The following is a 15591-nucleotide window of genomic DNA, read 5'->3' as shown; positions in this document are numbered from 1 at the left end:
ATGTCCTCATTTGAAAACGCATTTAAAGGGTTTGGTCTCACCGCCAAATCCATCGTAAAGAAGGACCTGACACGCCGGTACCCCGATGAACCTGCCGTTGTTCAGGAACGCTTCCACGGCCGGCACCAATTAAACCGTCATGCCGATGGTCTCGAAAAGTGCGTGGGGTGTGAATTGTGCGCCTGGGCCTGTCCAGCCGACGCCATTTTTGTTCGCGGTGGTGACAACACTGCTGAAGCCCGGTACAGCCCCGGTGAACGCTACGGTGCTGACTACCAAATCAACTATTCACGCTGCATTTTCTGTGGATTGTGCATTGAAGCGTGTCCAACACGGGCGCTCACGATGACCAATGAGTTCGAGCTGAGCGAGTATGACCGTAACGATTTGGTCTACACCAAGGACCGTCTCCTTGCCCCAATCCCAGAAGGCGGTAAAGCCACACCCATGACAGATGAGGATGTGGAGCACTCCAACGTCGAGTACTACCAGCACAACTTTGCTGGACAGAAACCGACCATTAAAGCTAACGACCATTATGAAGCGGCCCGTCATCGCACGGCTAAGCCACAGGACGCCTTTGACGCCGGGGCACCGTCACCGGTTCCCCAACCTGTTGATGAGCCGGTCGCTTCTGAAGGTGAGGTGATCGCCTAATGGGTGCGCTCATACCCACGATCTTCGCCCAAGGGGCGGAGGCGACCGAAACACTATCTGCCTCAGGTGGCGGAGAATTCTTTCTTTTTTGGATTCTTGGCCCCTTAGCACTAGCCAGCGCCCTCGCAGTAGTTCTTATTAAACGTCCGGTACATGCGGCACTCTTTTTAGTGGTCAACTTCTTTTGTGTAGCGGTGTTTTATTTTGCCTTGGGTGGTCAGTTCTTAGGCACCATGCAAATAACGGTGTATGCCGGTGCTGTCGTTATTTTGTTTCTCTTCGTCATCATGCTCTTGGGCATTGAAGCTGAAGGGGTTGGACTGGATTGGAAACAATCGCGGCATATCGCGGCGGCCCTGGGAAGCGGTGCGGTATTCCTCGGGTTGGCAGGATGGGTATTGAACCCTTGGATGAGCCTGGCGAGCGCCTGCAATACAAATGAGGCGGTCGTCGAAGCCGCAAAGGCAAACCCATCGGTTGCCTGCAAAGGGCTAAGCCTAGACCAAGGACAAGTCTTACATGACCTCGGAGTAGGTTTATTCACCAACTATGTTTGGCCATTTGAAGTCATGGCGGTGTTATTGACGGTTGCGGCCGTTGGAGCATTAATCATTGGTCGGTTCAATGAAAAGCCATCTGACTTGGTTGAATTCGGTGAGGCCGTCGCACCTGGAGAGGCACTACCCCAGGCCGGTATAGAACAGTATGACGATGTTGACGATGAGGATGACCTCGCATTCGATGACACCGTCGTACATTCTGTTTCAGAGACAGAGGAGGGCGCATGATTAGCGCAGGCATCCCAATCGGGTACTACCTATGCCTGAGTGCAGCCATGTTCGCCATTGGGTTATTTGGCGTCATGACTCGCAAGAATCTGATTGTTGTCTTTATGTGCATCGAACTGATGCTTAATAGCGCAAACGTGGCCTTTGTGGCCTTCGGCGCGCTCCACGGCCAAGTTGAAGGACAAATTATTGCCTTCTTTGTCATGGTTGTTGCTGCTGCTGAAGTCACAGTCGGGTTGGCCTTGATCGTCAATCTGTTCCGATTGCGTGCCTCCATTGACCCCGACGATTTGGCGAACTTGAAGGCGTAACAATGAACGTGATTCAACCCCCTCCTGGCTCCATGGCTGCATTGATCTGGCTCCTGCCGGTCTTGTGTGTAGCGAGTTCAGCAGTCCTCGTATTAGGAAATCGTCGTCTTGGCGTTGTCGGCCCATTGCTTGGAACTGCCACAAGTCTGACCACTGCGCTCATGGCGACAGTTGCTTTCCTCCAAGTACAGCTTGCTGGTGAAGGTGCCCCCGCCCTCTTAGCGCCCGTTGCGACCTGGATTGTGGCTGGCCCCTTTACCGTGCAGTGGGCAACCCTCATCGACCCGCTCAGTGCCGCACTCCTTATGCTCGTCACCTGGGTTGGTCTCTTAGTCCATGTGTACAGCTTGGGCTATATGCACCACGACGAGAACATCGTCCGGTTCTTTGGCTACCTCAATTTGTTCATCGGTTCGATGGCCATCCTTGTCATGGGTGCCAGCCTGCCCGTACTCTTTGTGGGATGGGAACTGGTCGGATTGTGCTCGTTCCTTCTTATTGGGTTCTGGCACGATAATCCGGTATATGCCGCGGCAGCTAAGAAAGCCTTCGTCATCAACCGTATCGGTGATGCTGCGTTCTTAATTGCCATGTTCTTACTCTTCCAGCGTGTTGGCACATTAGATATTCCAACACTGATCACGGCAGCACCCGACGTTGATCCAGGGGTCTTATACACCGCCTGCGTATTGCTCTTTTTTGGTGCAACCGCTAAAAGTGCCCAGATCCCCTTATTCCTCTGGTTGCCCGATGCGATGGCTGGCCCCACACCGGTTTCTGCGCTTATCCACGCCGCCACCATGGTCACGGCGGGTGTCTACCTTATAGCCCGACTGAGCATCCCATTTGCGCTGAGTGGGGTATTACCAATTGTCATGTGGATCGGTGCCTTGACGGCACTCATGGCCGCAATCGTTGCGTGCTTCACAAACGAATACAAACAAATCCTCGCGTGGTCGACGATTTCACAACTGGGGTACATGATGATCGGTGCCGGTGCTGGAAACCACACCGCGTCAACCTTCCATCTCCTTACCCACGGTTTTTTCAAGGCTGCACTGTTCTTAGCTGCAGGTTCAGTCATGCATGCGATGGCTAACTCCACCGACATTCGTCGCATGGGTGGACTGGCCAAACAAATGCCAATCACCGCCGTCGTCTCTGGTGCTGGTGTGCTTGCGATTGCTGGCTTCCCCTTGACAAGCGGATTCTTCTCCAAAGAAGAAGTGCTTGCATCGGCCGCCGATCTCGGCGGGGCAGGCCTCGCAGTATGGGGTATCGGTATTTTCACGGCATTACTCACCGCGTTCTATATGACACGGTGGTTTGTGCTTATCTTCATGGGAGAACCACGCTGGGAAGCTGGCGCGCATCCACACGAAAGCCCGCTATCAATGACCCTCCCCATGTTGCTCCTTGCGGTTGGCTCACTCGTTGGTGGGTTGTTAAATGCGACCGGGTGGCTAGAACATTGGCTGGCGCACACGATTGCACCCTATGAAGGTCATGCCCATGTGATTGATCACACCATACAGATGGGTACCGCAGTTGCGGTTGGTCTCCTCGGTATTGCCCTTGGCTACATGCTCAACCGCAACCCGGTGGCGTCCAAACTCACGGTCGCTGGTGGCATGTACGGGGATATGGCTCGTAACGCCTTCTGGTATGACGCAGCCTATGAACGATTTACTTCTGATGTAGCAAAACCATTTGCTATCTTCCTATCATTCGTCGACCGCTTCTTCGTTGACGGTCTTGTTGAAGGGTCAGGCACCGTAACCAAAGCGGCTAGCGATTCAGTACGCAACCTCCAGTCCGGCCAGGTTCGTACCTACGCTGGCGGGATTCTGGTTGGTGTTCTTGTGATGGCAGCCATCGTCGGCCTGACCTTGTTGGGAGCATAGGATGACAACGATCCCAATTTTGACCCTACTTATCGCAACACCTGCCCTTGGTGCCCTGCTCATCGCCTTCCTTAAGTCAACACAGCACGCTGCCATTCGAGCGATTGCGTTAGCAACATCTCTATTGACCTTTGCTGAATTCGTCTACGCATGGTTTACGTTCCAGCGTGGTGTTCCTGGCCTTCAATTTGTTGAAACACACGCATGGATTCCTGCCTGGAATGTAAATTATGCATTAGGCGCAGACGGCATCAGTCTTGTTATGGTCGGCCTAATTACCTTCCTTGTGCCCTTCCTGGTGGCTTACATGTGGCATACCGAGCACCATATGCGAGGGTTGGCCATGAGTCTCTTAGGCATGCAGGCACCACTTATTGGTGTATTCCTTGCCAATGATCTTGTTCTGTTCTACTTGTTCTTTGAAGTGATGCTCATTCCCACCTGGTTAGCAATCGGCGCCTTTGGGACTGAGGACCGGGTACGTGCGGCAATGAAGTTCTTTGTCTACACCCTGGTCGGTGGGTTTTCCTTCCTCGCAGGCATCATCTATATCTGGGTCAATACTGGCTCATTTAATATCGCCCAACTCCATGGGGCAGGCCTACCACTTGCCGTTCAAACGCCTGTCTTTTGGCTGTTCTTCCTTGCATTTGCGATCAAGCTCCCCTTAATGCCTTTCCACACCTGGCAGGCTAGCGCCTACGCATCTGCACCTATCCCTATCGCCGTACTTCTCGCGGCCGTAATGGGCAAAGTTGGTGCCTACGGGTTCATTCGCCTCAATGTGGGGTTATTACCTCAAGCTGCTGAACAGCAAGCCACGCTCGCTGGAACGCTGGCTGTGCTCGGCATCATCATCGGGGCAATGATTGCTGCGGCCCAAAAGGATTTGAAGCGGCTCATCGCCTATTCATCCTTGGCCCACCTTGGGTTTATCGCCTTGGGTATTTTTGCCGCAACCAATGTTTCGGTCGCTGGTGCCATTATCCAAATGGTGAACCACGGGATCACCACAGCCGCACTGCTCATGCTCGTCGGCTGGCTCGTGCTTCACTCTGGTACCAATCGCATCGACGATCATGGAGGCATATTTTCCAAAGCACCAGTCCTCGGTGGGATTTTCCTTTACACCGTGATGGCATCCATTGCAGTTCCTGGCCTAAACGGGTTCCCCGGTGAGTTTTCCATCATGGTCGGCTCTTATGGGGTATTACCGAGACTGACCGCGGTGGCAGCAACAGGCGTAATCCTTGCCGCTGTGTACTTCTTGTGGGCATACCAACGTGCATTCTTTGGTCCCGTACGAGGCGCCAGTGAGCATATGGGTGACCTGACTGGCCCACAGCGCTATCTCGTCTACCCCCTAGTAATTCTCATGCTGATCTTCGGGTTGTATCCAGCTCCCCTGTTTGATGTAGTCAATCCGGCGGTAGATCACCTCTTAGGTGCTACCGCACCGGCCGCTACCCAAATGGCTCCCGAACAACCCACGGAGGGTAACTAATGTCGTGGCCTACAGTTGTTGCCTTTGGGCAAGCACAAACCCCTGAAGGGTTCACCATTGATCCGTCTCTGCTTCAAGGCCTAGGGGCGACGGGTGGAACCCCAACGATTCCTTGGCAGTCCATCAGTGTTGAGTTAGTTCTCTTTGCCGCAGCCCTCATAGCCTTAGCGCTGGATGCAGCAAAACATCAACGCAAAGGAATGAGTTTTACGATTCTGCTCATTTCAATCACGCTCTCTGTGATGGGGATTCTGTTCTCCACGCCCAGCAATTCCACCCTTATTTTGGGTGGTGCAGTCGGGTTACTGGGGATCGTCCAATTTGTGTTGGCGATGACCTTGTCCGCTCGTCCGCGCCTAATGGTGAGCCTCATTACCTGGCTTGGTGCCACAATTGGACTGGCAATGACCATCAACTTGTGGATCAATGACCCCAAGTCATTAAGCGTTATTGATGTGACGACTGGTTCAACTGGTTCTTCATTGCTTGATGTCAATGCCTATTTGAACGCCATGCTCGTCGTAGATGGGATTAGCTTGGCGGCACGGGGGATACTGTGCCTGATCCTCATGCTCATTATTCCGATGAGTTACGAATATCTTGAAACGCGCCAGATTCATCGTGGTGAGTATTACCCCTTACTGGTACTCAGTGCCTTGGGTATGACGATCATGGCCAGTACAGACAATTTGCTGATGGTCTTTGTTGGTGTTGAGATTTTCTCCTTGGCCCTTTATGTCCTGACGGCTTTTGCCAAGCGCGATTTAAATAGCCAAGAAGCCGCAATCAAATACTTCATTCTCGGCTCTACGGCCTCAGCTGTCATGCTGTATGGGATGGCTCTGTTGTACGGGCTTACCGGCACAACAGTTATTTCCGCCCTTGGTCAGAGCCTTGCACCATTAACCACACCCAATGGGGCGCTCACCGGTGCGATTATCCTCACCTTGGTTGGTTTAGCCTTTAAGGTCGGGCTCGTCCCCTTCCACTTCTGGATGCCTGATGTTTATCAGGGTGCCCCCACTCCGGTCACCGCTTTTATGGCTGCGGGCACTAAAGTTGCCGCCTTTGTTGCCTTCATGCGGTTGTTTGCGGTTGGGCTCGCTCCACTCCAGTGGACCTGGATGCCTATCGTGTTCTTGCTTGGCTGTGCCACGATGGTTATTGGTGCTGTCGGTGCAATAACTACCAAGGATGTGAAACGTATTCTTGGCTGGTCTGCGATCACGCATGCGGGCTATTTGACCCTGGCGCTTCTTGCTACGGATTTCAGTGGAACAGGGGCACGCAATGGCGTATCTGGGTTAATGATCTACCTCTTTGGATATGGTCTGGCCGTCATTGGTGCCTTTGGGTGTGTCTCCTTCCTGGAACGCCGAATGATGGGATCACCCCAACTCGCTGACCTATCCGGAACTGGGCGACGGAATGCCGGCGTGGGCGCGATGCTCAGCATTTGTTTAATCAGCCTGGCTGGTATTCCTGGAACCGTTGGGTTTATCGCCAAACTCAGTGTCTTTATGCCTGCCTTTCAAGCCGGCCAATACTGGGCCGTTGGTGTTGCATTGACGGCGAGCGTTATTGCCAGCGTGTTCTACCTTGGCATTATTGCCAAGATTTGGATGGGTGAGGAAACCGCAAAGACTGCTGAACTGCCAGACATGATGATGGCTCCGGGCACCTTGTTAGGAACAGGTATGTCTACGATGGCCGTGCTTGTCTTCGGGCTTTTGCCAGCCATCTTGATTTTGCTGGGCAACCAGGCGGCATCTGTCTTAGGTGGTTAAGTATTCTTTTTTAACCCTACTAACGCGGCCACTATCGTGGCTGCGTTAGCTATTTAACAGAAAAAAATCGGGCACATAAACTCATGAGAAAGAACGCTTGCCCAATTTAGGTGAAATAGGTGTAGGAGGATAACAGACTAACTAAAAGCCACTACACTCAGGCATATGCCTAATTTGCTTGAGCGCTTGCGCCGCGCCCAGTCATTTCAAACCGGAGCAGAACAATTCGATCGGTACCGTCCGGGCTATCCTGCTGAAGCGATCGACCTGATCATTCCCGAGGGTGCGCAACGAGTTCTTGAACTTGGTGCGGGCACTGGCTTGTTGACCCAAGATTTGGTCAAGAGGGTGCCCGAGGTAGTTGTGGTTGACCCGAGTGAAGCCATGCTGGCTATTTTGGCTCGACGAGCTCCTGAAGCTGAACAGATTCACGGAACCGCCGAATTCATCCGGTTACCGGATAACGATGTTGATGTCGTCGTGACCGCAACGGCTTGGCACTGGATGGATCCCGTAACAACAAGTGCTGAAGTTGCTCGTGTTTTGAAACCGGGTGGACAGTTCGCAATTATTTGGAACTTGGAGTCTGCGGTACCAGGTTGGCACCAGTCCTTCGCTGAGATTCAGCCGCACTCAACAGCCACACCTGGTGGGATGATCGCCCATGCTGAATTCCCAACCACCCCGTTTGGGCCAACAGTACGTCACTTCATCCCCTGGATTCGACGGTTTCCCACTAAGCATCTCGTTGATCTCTACACAACTCATTCGGCGTACCGAGTGATGAGTCCAACCCAAAAGCTGATCCGAAAAAAAGCGTTGCAGCATGTGGTCGACACGCACCCAGATTTGCAGCAAGAATCTGTAGATCTGCATATGGTCACGGAAGTTTGGATCACGCAACTCCCTGAATAATGCCTGCTCAGCGCTCTGCGCAGGGGATAAGCGCCGGTATTCGTGCTTGGTTCTGCACGTTGAATATCCCATCGCACGTCCAAAACGGCTGATTCATAGGTGGTGTGGGCTAGGTTATGGGTATGACCAGCCCCCTGATTGCCGAAGCCAAACAGTATGGACTTGACCTCACCGACGCCTTGCGTGCCGTTGAAGCCCGCCTTGAAGCATCGTTTGCTGATGATGAGAGCCTCGTCACCCTTGTAACCGGTCACTTAAATCATGCAGGTGGCAAACGGTTTCGTCCCGTCGTGTCTCTATTATCGTCAATGGTCGGTGGTATGGAACCCACCCATCCAGATGCGATTGATGGTGCGGTACTTGTTGAGTTAACCCATCAGAGCACCTTGTATCACGATGATGTTATGGATAATGCGCCCACCCGACGCAACCAGCCATCTGCACACGAACAGTGGTCGAACACCGTTGCGATTTTGGCTGGTGACTGGTTGCTTGCGCGTGCTTCGCTGATGGCAAGCACATTAGATGCTCGTGTCGTACCAGAATTGGCTCGATGTGTGGCCAGTTTGGCGCGTGGACAAATTCGAGAAGTAGTGACGAGTGCACACGCAAATACACATCAACTCCCTGCGCTTACCCCATCCGTTGAGCGGTACCTTTCAGCTATTGAGGGGAAAACAGCCAGTCTTGTTGCCTCAAGTGCCGCCATTGGGGGCATGGTTAGTGGTCTTGATGATGAGGCTGTCGCATGTTTACGTCAATTCGGCTATCACACGGGAATGGCCTTTCAAATCGCAGATGACGTGATTGATATTACGGCGGATACCGAGGTTAGTGGCAAAACGCCTGGTACTGACCTTCGGGAAGGCGTGCGTACCCTTCCGGTCTTGTTTGCGATACAAACTGATGGGCTAGATAGCGATCTTGCCCGCTGGGTTGATGATCCAACGCAAGAGCATGTGGCGCTCGCGGTTGACTATCTACGAGCCCACCCGGCTATTGAACAGGCGCGGGCGTTAGCCTTTGACCATATTGATCGAGCTGGTGTGGCCTTGGGTTCACTCGTTGGAGGACGCGAAGACATTATCGATGCCCTCATGGCTATGGCCGCCAAAGCCGTTGACCGCATTGCGTGAGGTGCGATGGCAATTTCGAGCACCATGCGCTCGCTATTGATTGGTCCGGTCATCGATGATGGCCAAAATCGCACTACGGCACCGCTTTCGTATGGTAGATAGTTCGCCACCGCGGGCAAGTTGGTCAAACCCTGTATTCAAAATAGCTTGAATGAAGGCCGCAGTTAATACATACCCATCGGGGTCAAGGCGTGCGCACCAATCAGTCACCATTCCGGCAAGTTGTTCATGGGCTGAGGTGATGGTGGCGCGATACTCCGGACTGAGTGATTGGGCTATGGTGATTAATTTGCCATGGCTGCTCGCGTGTGCGTATTCAAGATTGATGTCAATATAGGCCAGCAATTTGTCTCGTGGGTTCGTTGCGGTCGCTACAGCAGCGTCAACGGCATCAATCCACGTTGGAAGCCATCGTGCAATAACACGTGCACGAAGGTCATCAATCGAATCGACATAGCGATATAGGGAGTTGCGTGCGATACCTACATGCTGGGCAACTGCTTGTGCCGTGAACGCCCTGTCATCTTGATCAATCAGCAAGGTTTGGGCTGCGTCAATGAGCTTGTCTTCCATTTGAGCCCGGTGGGCCTTGACGGTTTCAGCTTCAATCTTTGGCACGATAGTTCCTTAGCTCGGTCAGCCCCATCCTAACATTATTGCGACATAGTGTCGCAATCTATTTGTTAAAGGCGTAGTCTTATAGAGACATAGTGTCGCAAAAGAGATGGTATGAAACGCAATTCCAACTACAGTGCACAACCAGTGATTGTCATGACCCACATCGCCACCAACCACATCCACCACCTATGACTTCAACACACCCGTCACGATGGTGGGCCTTGGCTGTACTTGCCGCAGGCCTTTCGATGATCGTTCTTGACGGCACGATTGTCGGTGTTGCCTTGCCAGCCATCATCCGTGACTTACACCTCACCCTCTCAGATGCCCAATGGCTTAATGCCATTTATTCGGTTGTTTTTGCAGCTTTGCTCATGAGTTTTGGGCGCATGGCTGACCTATACGGTCGTAGGAACATGTTTATAGGAGGGGTTATGGTCTTCGTTGCCGGCTCCATCTGGGCTGCAACGGCACAACACGGAAACACGATGTTGCTTGCGCGGGGCTTACAAGGTGTTGGTGGGGCAATGGTCCTTCCCACCAGCCTGTCAAGTGTGAATACGATGTTCCAAGGCAACGACCGCGCAACGGCCTTCGGTATTTGGGGGGCGGTCATGGCAGGTATGGCTGCTATCGGGCCACTTCTTGGTGGCTGGTTAACAGCCACCCTCTCCTGGCGTTGGATTTTTTGGGTTAACCTCCCTATCGGTCTCCTTGTCGTGATCGGGGCACTACTCGTGGCCCCCAACAGCAAGGCTGCTGATGCTGAACCAGGACGATTCGACTGGCTCGGACTTGTGCTCAGCATTGTCGGATTTGGTGCACTTGTCTTTGCCGTCATCGAAGGCCCTGAGTTGGGGTGGATTCACCCGATCCGTGAACTCACCGTGGGGAATGCAACTTGGTCACGCAGCGCACCAGTCTCGCTCGCATTTCTCGCCCTCGTAGTTGGGATTGTTGGCATCGGGGTGTTTATCACCTGGGAACGTCATCGCCTCCACCAACGGCAACGGGTGCTCTTGAACCTTGCCCTCTTCTCCATTCCCACATTCAGTTGGGGCAACATCACTGCGATGGCTGTAGCTGTTGGTGAGTTTGCGTTGGTCTTTGTATTACCCCTCTACCTGATTGGGGTGCTCGGGCTCAGCCCGTTTATAGCCGGATGGGTGTTAGCTGCGATGGCGCTCGGTGCGTTTGTCGCTGGGGCACTGGCACGTCATGCCTCTGCACGGTTCGGTGCCGCTCGAGTGGTACTCATTGGGTTGATTCTTGAAGTAATTGGGGTAGGGGTTCTCGCACTCGTTCTCAACCGAAGCGTTAGCCCGTTTCTTGTAAGTGCCTGCCTCATTATCTACGGAGTAGGCCTCGGCTTTGCAGCAGCACAACTCACATCGACGGTTCTCGCCGATATTCCTCCCACTCAATCTGGCCAAGGTTCTGCAACACAATCCACAGTACGCCAAGTGGGGTCAGCCCTCGGCATCGCACTCAGTGGATCGGCGTTGGCGGCTGGCTTTGACCGATATCTCACCCATGCCTTCGACGGAATGACCGCTATCGACCCCAGTCAAGCACAAGCACTGATCGATGCGACTCGATCATCGGTCGGCAGTAACCTCGCTGGGCTACGGGCAGATGTTGCCAATGGTCTCCTCGGCGCACAAGGCAACGACATTGTGAATGCACTTGCTACCGCATTTACGGGTGCTACGCGCTGGTCCCTAGTAACCGCTATGGTCTTTCTTGCTTTGGGTATGGTCGGAGCCGTACGCGTTGTGCGTGCTGCTCATCCCACTACACCAGCCACGGGGTGAATGGACCGCTATCACATCGTCCATGATGTTGTGCTGCGAAGAGTGGCAGACTACTCCTGCCCTGATTTGTGTATTCAATCAGTGGGCATTGAGTACGCCACGGGCAACTCATAGACTTCGCATATGCCCCAGAATCTCACCGGACGCCATTTCTTAACCCTCTTTCACTTCTCCCCGCGAGAAGTGGCCTACCTCCTCACCCTGGCCACTGACCTCAAGAAAGCAAAACGGATGGGAAATGAGACCCAGCGGCTAGTAGGCAAAAATATCGCCTTACTCTTTGAAAAGGATTCCACGCGCACTCGGTGTGCCTTTGAAGTGGCAGCGGCCGACCAGGGGGCGCACACGACCTACCTGGGGCCAACCGGTAGTCAGATGGGCACCAAAGAGTCCATTGCTGATACGGCGCGTGTACTTGGTCGGATGTATGACGCCATCGAGTACCGTGGGTATGGTCAATCGGTTGTTGAGGAATTAGCCGCCTATGCGAGAGTTCCTGTATATAACGGGTTGACCAACGAGTTTCACCCAACTCAGATGCTGGCCGATGCCCTAACCATGCAAGAACACGGGGTGCGCGATTGGCAGACCACCACACTGGTGTATCTCGGTGATGGACACAATAATGTGGCACATTCACTCCTCGTACTGGGCGCCACACTCGGTATGGATATTCGGGTTGTTGCTCCAGATGGTTTGCAGCCCCACCCAAGTGTCCTTAAAGGTGTTCGTGAACGGGCCACCCATACAGGTGCCCGTGTAACCGTAACAAGTGATGTACAGACGGGGGTACGAGGCGCTGATTTTTTGTACACCGACGTGTGGGTTTCTATGGGTGAAGACCCAGCAATATGGGATAATCGGATTGAAGCGCTCCTGCCTTATCAAATGAATAGCGACCTTCTGGCCGCTACGGAGAATCCGTCAGTGAAGGTACTGCACTGCTTACCGGCATTTCATGATACGAGCACCAGTATCGGCAAAGAGATTGCACAGCGGTACCCATCCCTCGCTGATGGAATGGAAATCACCCACGACGTATTTGAAGCCAATGCCGATGTGATATTTGACCAAGCAGAGAATCGAATGCACACGATTAAGGCAATCATGGTCGCCACACTGGCTTAACCAGCAGTATGGTCGCTCACCGAGATGTTGGTAGTACCACTCGCTGTTAGTTCACTACTGACTAGATGCAGGTGACGGTGATGATTTAGCCCTGCGAGACGGCGATGCTGATGGTGTTGGTTCGGGAGTCGCGTTGGGTAAAGCAGGCCACAAGTCAGCAGGTACCTTGTCATTCGCATATAACGCCCACCCATCTACATAATCGTTCTCACGAGCGAGTTGGGTCAGTGAATCTTTGGTGGTATTTAGCCAAGTCCCCTGCCCGAGGAGCACTTGGACGTTGGGGTAGGTTGAGCGCAGTTGGCCAGCGAACTGCGCCCACGATGCGTGGTACGAACGATTACTGGATTCATCGAAATAGTCCATAACCACAAGCTGATCGACAATGCCTTCTTCAGCCCAGCCTGGCCAATCTTGCATCACATCGGTCCACGCACTTGTTCCCTTAAACCCTGCTCGTGACCGCGGCCCTTGGCCCCAGGTGACTACCGCAGCGCTCACTGGCAGTGGGCTTACGGCGGCATCTATGTCACGCACGATATTGGTGACTTGTTCTCGCTTCCATTTCGCCCATTCGGGGTCATCGGTGGCCGGTTGTTCTGTTTTCCCGGTCTCTTCGTAATAGCGAGATAATGCGATCGGGTTATAACCCCATTCACTTCCTGGTACACGGTTCTCGTCTTCGGGATACCGAATGAAATCAAGGTGAACGCTGGCAGGTTCTTTTTGGGCTAATTCACTCGCCGCCTCTACCGCGAGCTTACGTACTTCGGGAACTCCGGGATCTAAAAAGTCGCTCCACCGGCCATCTACGCTGCGCGTGACCCAGCGCTGATCCTCTGGTGCTTGGAGGCCGTGGGCCTTCCACAATTCATTTGGGCTATCGGCCATACCGCCTAACATGACGGTCATCCAGGCATGTACGCGCATTCCACGCTCAGCTCCGGCCGTAAGCACCTCTTCATACACATCACGCCCATCGGCTTTTACCTGCAAGAATGTATTGCTTGGCCAGTTCGTGGCATAGCGCCAGTTCACTTGCACATATATGTCCGTGATACCCGCATTGTGGGCGCGATCAAATAGCGTGGTAACCCCTTCGGGAGAATCAAGTTCAGGGTCTGTTGTTGCCACCCACAGGCCATGAATAGCTGGCCGAATGAGGTTGCTAGCTGGCGGCAGTTTCGGAGTTCGACTAATGCCACTCTCGTCAAATCCACAGCTTGTTAAAGCAATAGCAATGAGCGAACTGAGTATCGGAATGAATAGTCTGGGAAACATGCGCATTGCGACTAGTTTGACGTACCGCGTGTCGCTTGCGTCATGGGTGTTCCCTGATTCTGGATAGATAACATTCAAGTAAGCGGTTAGAGGCAGTATTGGGGCGTTATTTGCCTCTACGGGCTTACCTGAAGTTGTTTCTCGTGTACTGTGCACGCTGGCCTCACGATGGTTGCGGCCAATTGGTCCCAGGTGTGGTTAGGTGAGAGGGACTACCCTTGCCATATGCAAGCTGAGATTATTCGTGAACTCGGAGTTAAGCCCACTATCAACCCAGAAGCTGAGATTCGTCACCGTGTGGATTTTTTAAAGGATTACCTCTTGTCCGCACGGGCACACGGGTTTGTCTTAGGGATTAGTGGTGGCCAAGATTCTTCCCTCGCCGGTCGCCTAGCCCAACTTGCCGTAGAAGAACTACGAACTGCAGGGCATGCGGCGACCTTTGTGGCTATGCGCTTGCCCTATGGCGTTCAAGTCGATGAAGCCGATGCCCAACTCGCCTTATCGTTTATCAACGCTGACCAAGTTGTCACGATTGATATCGGTCCAGCAACTGACGCAATCGCCCATAGTTTTGCGACTATCGACCAACCCTTAGGTGATTTCAATAAGGGCAATGTGAAGGCACGTATGCGTATGGTCGCCCAATACGCAATGGCGGGCGAGCATGGGTACCTCGTGATCGGTACCGACCATGCTGCCGAAGCGGTGACAGGCTTTTTTACAAAGTTTGGTGATGGGGCAGCCGATGTGATGCCGCTAGCCGGGCTAACGAAATCCCAAGGTGCTCAGCTCTTAATGGCACTCGGTGCTCCAGAAGAATTGTGGCAAAAAGTACCAACTGCAGACTTGCTAGATGGCCAACCAGGTCGACCCGATGAAGAAGAACTCGGGCTCACCTATCACGATATTGATACCTATTTGACCGGTGGCACGATCGGTGAAGCCGCACGAGTCAATCTCGAACAAAAGTTCCGGAGTTCGGCCCATAAACGCACAACACCACCTGGACCTCAAACGGTGGGGTCTCATCACACAAAGGCATAACGAGAGATGCGTGTATTGGTTGCTCGGTGCACCGTTGACTACGACGGTCGCCTCACGGCTCATTTACCTGAAGCAACTCGCCTATTAATGGTGAAAGCAGATGGTTGTGTGGCTATTCATGCTGATGGTGGTGCGTACAAACCGTTGAACTGGATGGTCGCGCCCAATACGTTGACCGAAGAACCAGCTAGTGGTGAAGATGCAGCGAAATGGGTAGTCACGAATCCAAAGGGTGAAACACTCACCATTCAGCTACACGACGTGATCAGTGACACAAGCTATGAATTTGGTGAGGACCCTGGACTAAGTAAGGATGGCGTCGAAGCTCATCTGCAACAGTTACTTGCGAATAATCCAGAGGCATTGGGCGAGGGATACACCCTTGTTCGCCGAGAGTTTCCAACCGATATCGGGCCGGTGGACTTGCTGTTGCGCGATGCCCAAGGCAATGCCGTAGCCGTGGAAATAAAACGCCGTGGAGAAATCGACGGGGTTGAACAGTTAACGCGATACCTCGAACGAATGAAACGCGACCCCATGCTCAATGGGTTACGCGGTATCTTTGCAGCCCAAATCATAAAACCACAGGCGAAAGTACTGGCTGCAAGTCGGGATATTCAGTGCATTGAAGTTGATTACGATGAATTGCGCGGCATTGACTCAGGAGAGTTAAAGCTGTTCTAACAAACGCAACGCAGCAT

At 53.1% G+C, this 15591-nt stretch carries 14 protein-coding genes; 12 read left to right on the top strand and 2 right to left on the bottom strand.

The genetic code is table 11. The features are described from left to right. The 8 genes from nuoI (at position 1) to VCU37_RS02005 (ending at position 9002) form a co-directional block, all read left to right on the top strand. The gene (nuoI, locus tag VCU37_RS02040) at positions 1 to 657 is read left to right on the top strand and encodes an NADH-quinone oxidoreductase subunit NuoI (protein ID WP_336248965.1); all 657 of its coding nucleotides are present in this window, start codon (positions 1 to 3) and stop codon (positions 655 to 657) included. After that, positions 657 to 1445 carry an NADH-quinone oxidoreductase subunit J gene (locus VCU37_RS02035; protein ID WP_336248964.1) on the top strand — a complete coding sequence of 263 codons (789 nt, stop codon included), beginning with the start codon at positions 657 to 659 and terminating at the stop codon, positions 1443 to 1445. The genes nuoI and VCU37_RS02035 overlap by 1 nt, the downstream gene beginning before the upstream one ends. Next, positions 1442 to 1756, top strand: coding sequence for an NADH-quinone oxidoreductase subunit NuoK (gene nuoK, locus VCU37_RS02030; protein ID WP_336248963.1), 315 nt, complete (start codon positions 1442 to 1444; stop codon positions 1754 to 1756). The genes VCU37_RS02035 and nuoK overlap by 4 nt, the downstream gene beginning before the upstream one ends. A 2-nt stretch (positions 1757 to 1758) precedes the next feature. Beyond that, positions 1759 to 3660, top strand: a complete 1902-nt coding sequence (nuoL, locus tag VCU37_RS02025; RefSeq protein WP_336248962.1) for an NADH-quinone oxidoreductase subunit L — start codon at positions 1759 to 1761, stop codon at positions 3658 to 3660. Between the two features lies 1 nt (position 3661). Next, positions 3662 to 5164, top strand: a complete 1503-nt coding sequence (locus tag VCU37_RS02020) for a complex I subunit 4 family protein (RefSeq protein ID WP_336248961.1) — start codon at positions 3662 to 3664, stop codon at positions 5162 to 5164. Continuing rightward, the gene (locus VCU37_RS02015; RefSeq protein WP_336248960.1) at positions 5164 to 6951 is read left to right on the top strand and encodes an NADH-quinone oxidoreductase subunit N; all 1788 of its coding nucleotides are present in this window, start codon (positions 5164 to 5166) and stop codon (positions 6949 to 6951) included. The genes VCU37_RS02020 and VCU37_RS02015 overlap by 1 nt, the downstream gene beginning before the upstream one ends. Positions 6952 to 7116: 165 nt before the next feature. Continuing rightward, the gene (locus VCU37_RS02010) at positions 7117 to 7866 is read left to right on the top strand and encodes a class I SAM-dependent methyltransferase (RefSeq protein ID WP_336248959.1); all 750 of its coding nucleotides are present in this window, start codon (positions 7117 to 7119) and stop codon (positions 7864 to 7866) included. Positions 7867 to 7988: 122 nt separating this feature from the next. Beyond that, positions 7989 to 9002, top strand: a complete 1014-nt coding sequence (locus VCU37_RS02005) for a polyprenyl synthetase family protein (RefSeq protein WP_336248958.1) — start codon at positions 7989 to 7991, stop codon at positions 9000 to 9002. A 33-nt stretch (positions 9003 to 9035) separates the two neighbouring features. Here VCU37_RS02005 and VCU37_RS02000 read toward each other — a convergent pair whose 3' ends face one another. Next, positions 9036 to 9620 carry a TetR/AcrR family transcriptional regulator gene (locus VCU37_RS02000; RefSeq protein WP_336248957.1) on the bottom strand — a complete coding sequence of 195 codons (585 nt, stop codon included), beginning with the start codon at positions 9618 to 9620 and terminating at the stop codon, positions 9036 to 9038. A 188-nt stretch (positions 9621 to 9808) separates the two neighbouring features. On the opposite strand from VCU37_RS02000, the gene VCU37_RS01995 reads away from it, so the two are divergent. After that, positions 9809 to 11434, top strand: a complete 1626-nt coding sequence (locus VCU37_RS01995; RefSeq protein ID WP_336248956.1) for a DHA2 family efflux MFS transporter permease subunit — start codon at positions 9809 to 9811, stop codon at positions 11432 to 11434. Positions 11435 to 11557: 123 nt separating this feature from the next. Beyond that, entirely contained in the window at positions 11558 to 12562 is a 1005-nt protein-coding gene (argF, locus tag VCU37_RS01990) for an ornithine carbamoyltransferase (protein WP_336248955.1), read from the top strand. A 54-nt stretch (positions 12563 to 12616) separates the two neighbouring features. On the opposite strand, the gene VCU37_RS01985 is transcribed toward argF, so the two are convergent. After that, positions 12617 to 13849: a glycoside hydrolase family 10-like protein gene (locus VCU37_RS01985; RefSeq protein ID WP_336248954.1), complete on the bottom strand. Its 1233-nt coding sequence runs from the start codon at positions 13847 to 13849 to the stop codon at positions 12617 to 12619. Between the two features lie 219 nt (positions 13850 to 14068). Here VCU37_RS01985 and nadE point away from each other — a divergent pair, with 219 nt between their 5' ends. Further along, positions 14069 to 14890 carry an ammonia-dependent NAD(+) synthetase gene (gene nadE / locus VCU37_RS01980; protein ID WP_336248953.1) on the top strand — a complete coding sequence of 274 codons (822 nt, stop codon included), beginning with the start codon at positions 14069 to 14071 and terminating at the stop codon, positions 14888 to 14890. 6 nt (positions 14891 to 14896) lie between these two features. Further along, a complete protein-coding gene (nucS, locus tag VCU37_RS01975) occupies positions 14897 to 15574 on the top strand; it encodes an endonuclease NucS (protein WP_336248952.1) in 678 nt (225 codons plus the stop codon). Positions 15575 to 15591: the final 17 nt, after the last annotated feature.

It is taken from the genome of Stomatohabitans albus, assembly GCF_036336025.1.
Taxonomy (GTDB): Bacteria; Actinomycetota; Nitriliruptoria; order Euzebyales; family Euzebyaceae; genus Stomatohabitans; species Stomatohabitans albus.
This window is presented reverse-complemented; position numbering and strand designations above follow the sequence as displayed.

Bases quoted from the DNA above. Each gene is read 5' to 3' on its own strand.
- nuoK (WP_336248963.1), top strand. From the start codon at position 1,442: ATGATTAGCGCAGGCATCCCAATCGGGTACTACCTATGCCTGAGTGCA.
- VCU37_RS01985 (WP_336248954.1), bottom strand. From the start codon at position 13,849: ATGCGCATGTTTCCCAGACTATTCATTCCGATACTCAGTTCGCTCATT.
- VCU37_RS02035 (WP_336248964.1), top strand. From the start codon at position 657: ATGGGTGCGCTCATACCCACGATCTTCGCCCAAGGGGCGGAGGCGACC.
- VCU37_RS02015 (WP_336248960.1), top strand. From the start codon at position 5,164: ATGTCGTGGCCTACAGTTGTTGCCTTTGGGCAAGCACAAACCCCTGAA.
- VCU37_RS02020 (WP_336248961.1), top strand. From the start codon at position 3,662: ATGACAACGATCCCAATTTTGACCCTACTTATCGCAACACCTGCCCTT.
- argF (WP_336248955.1), top strand. From the start codon at position 11,558: ATGCCCCAGAATCTCACCGGACGCCATTTCTTAACCCTCTTTCACTTC.
- nuoI (WP_336248965.1), top strand. From the start codon at position 1: ATGTCCTCATTTGAAAACGCATTTAAAGGGTTTGGTCTCACCGCCAAA.
- VCU37_RS02005 (WP_336248958.1), top strand. From the start codon at position 7,989: ATGACCAGCCCCCTGATTGCCGAAGCCAAACAGTATGGACTTGACCTC.
- nadE (WP_336248953.1), top strand. From the start codon at position 14,069: ATGCAAGCTGAGATTATTCGTGAACTCGGAGTTAAGCCCACTATCAAC.
- VCU37_RS02010 (WP_336248959.1), top strand. From the start codon at position 7,117: ATGCCTAATTTGCTTGAGCGCTTGCGCCGCGCCCAGTCATTTCAAACC.
- VCU37_RS01995 (WP_336248956.1), top strand. From the start codon at position 9,809: ATGACTTCAACACACCCGTCACGATGGTGGGCCTTGGCTGTACTTGCC.
- nucS (WP_336248952.1), top strand. From the start codon at position 14,897: ATGCGTGTATTGGTTGCTCGGTGCACCGTTGACTACGACGGTCGCCTC.
- nuoL (WP_336248962.1), top strand. From the start codon at position 1,759: ATGAACGTGATTCAACCCCCTCCTGGCTCCATGGCTGCATTGATCTGG.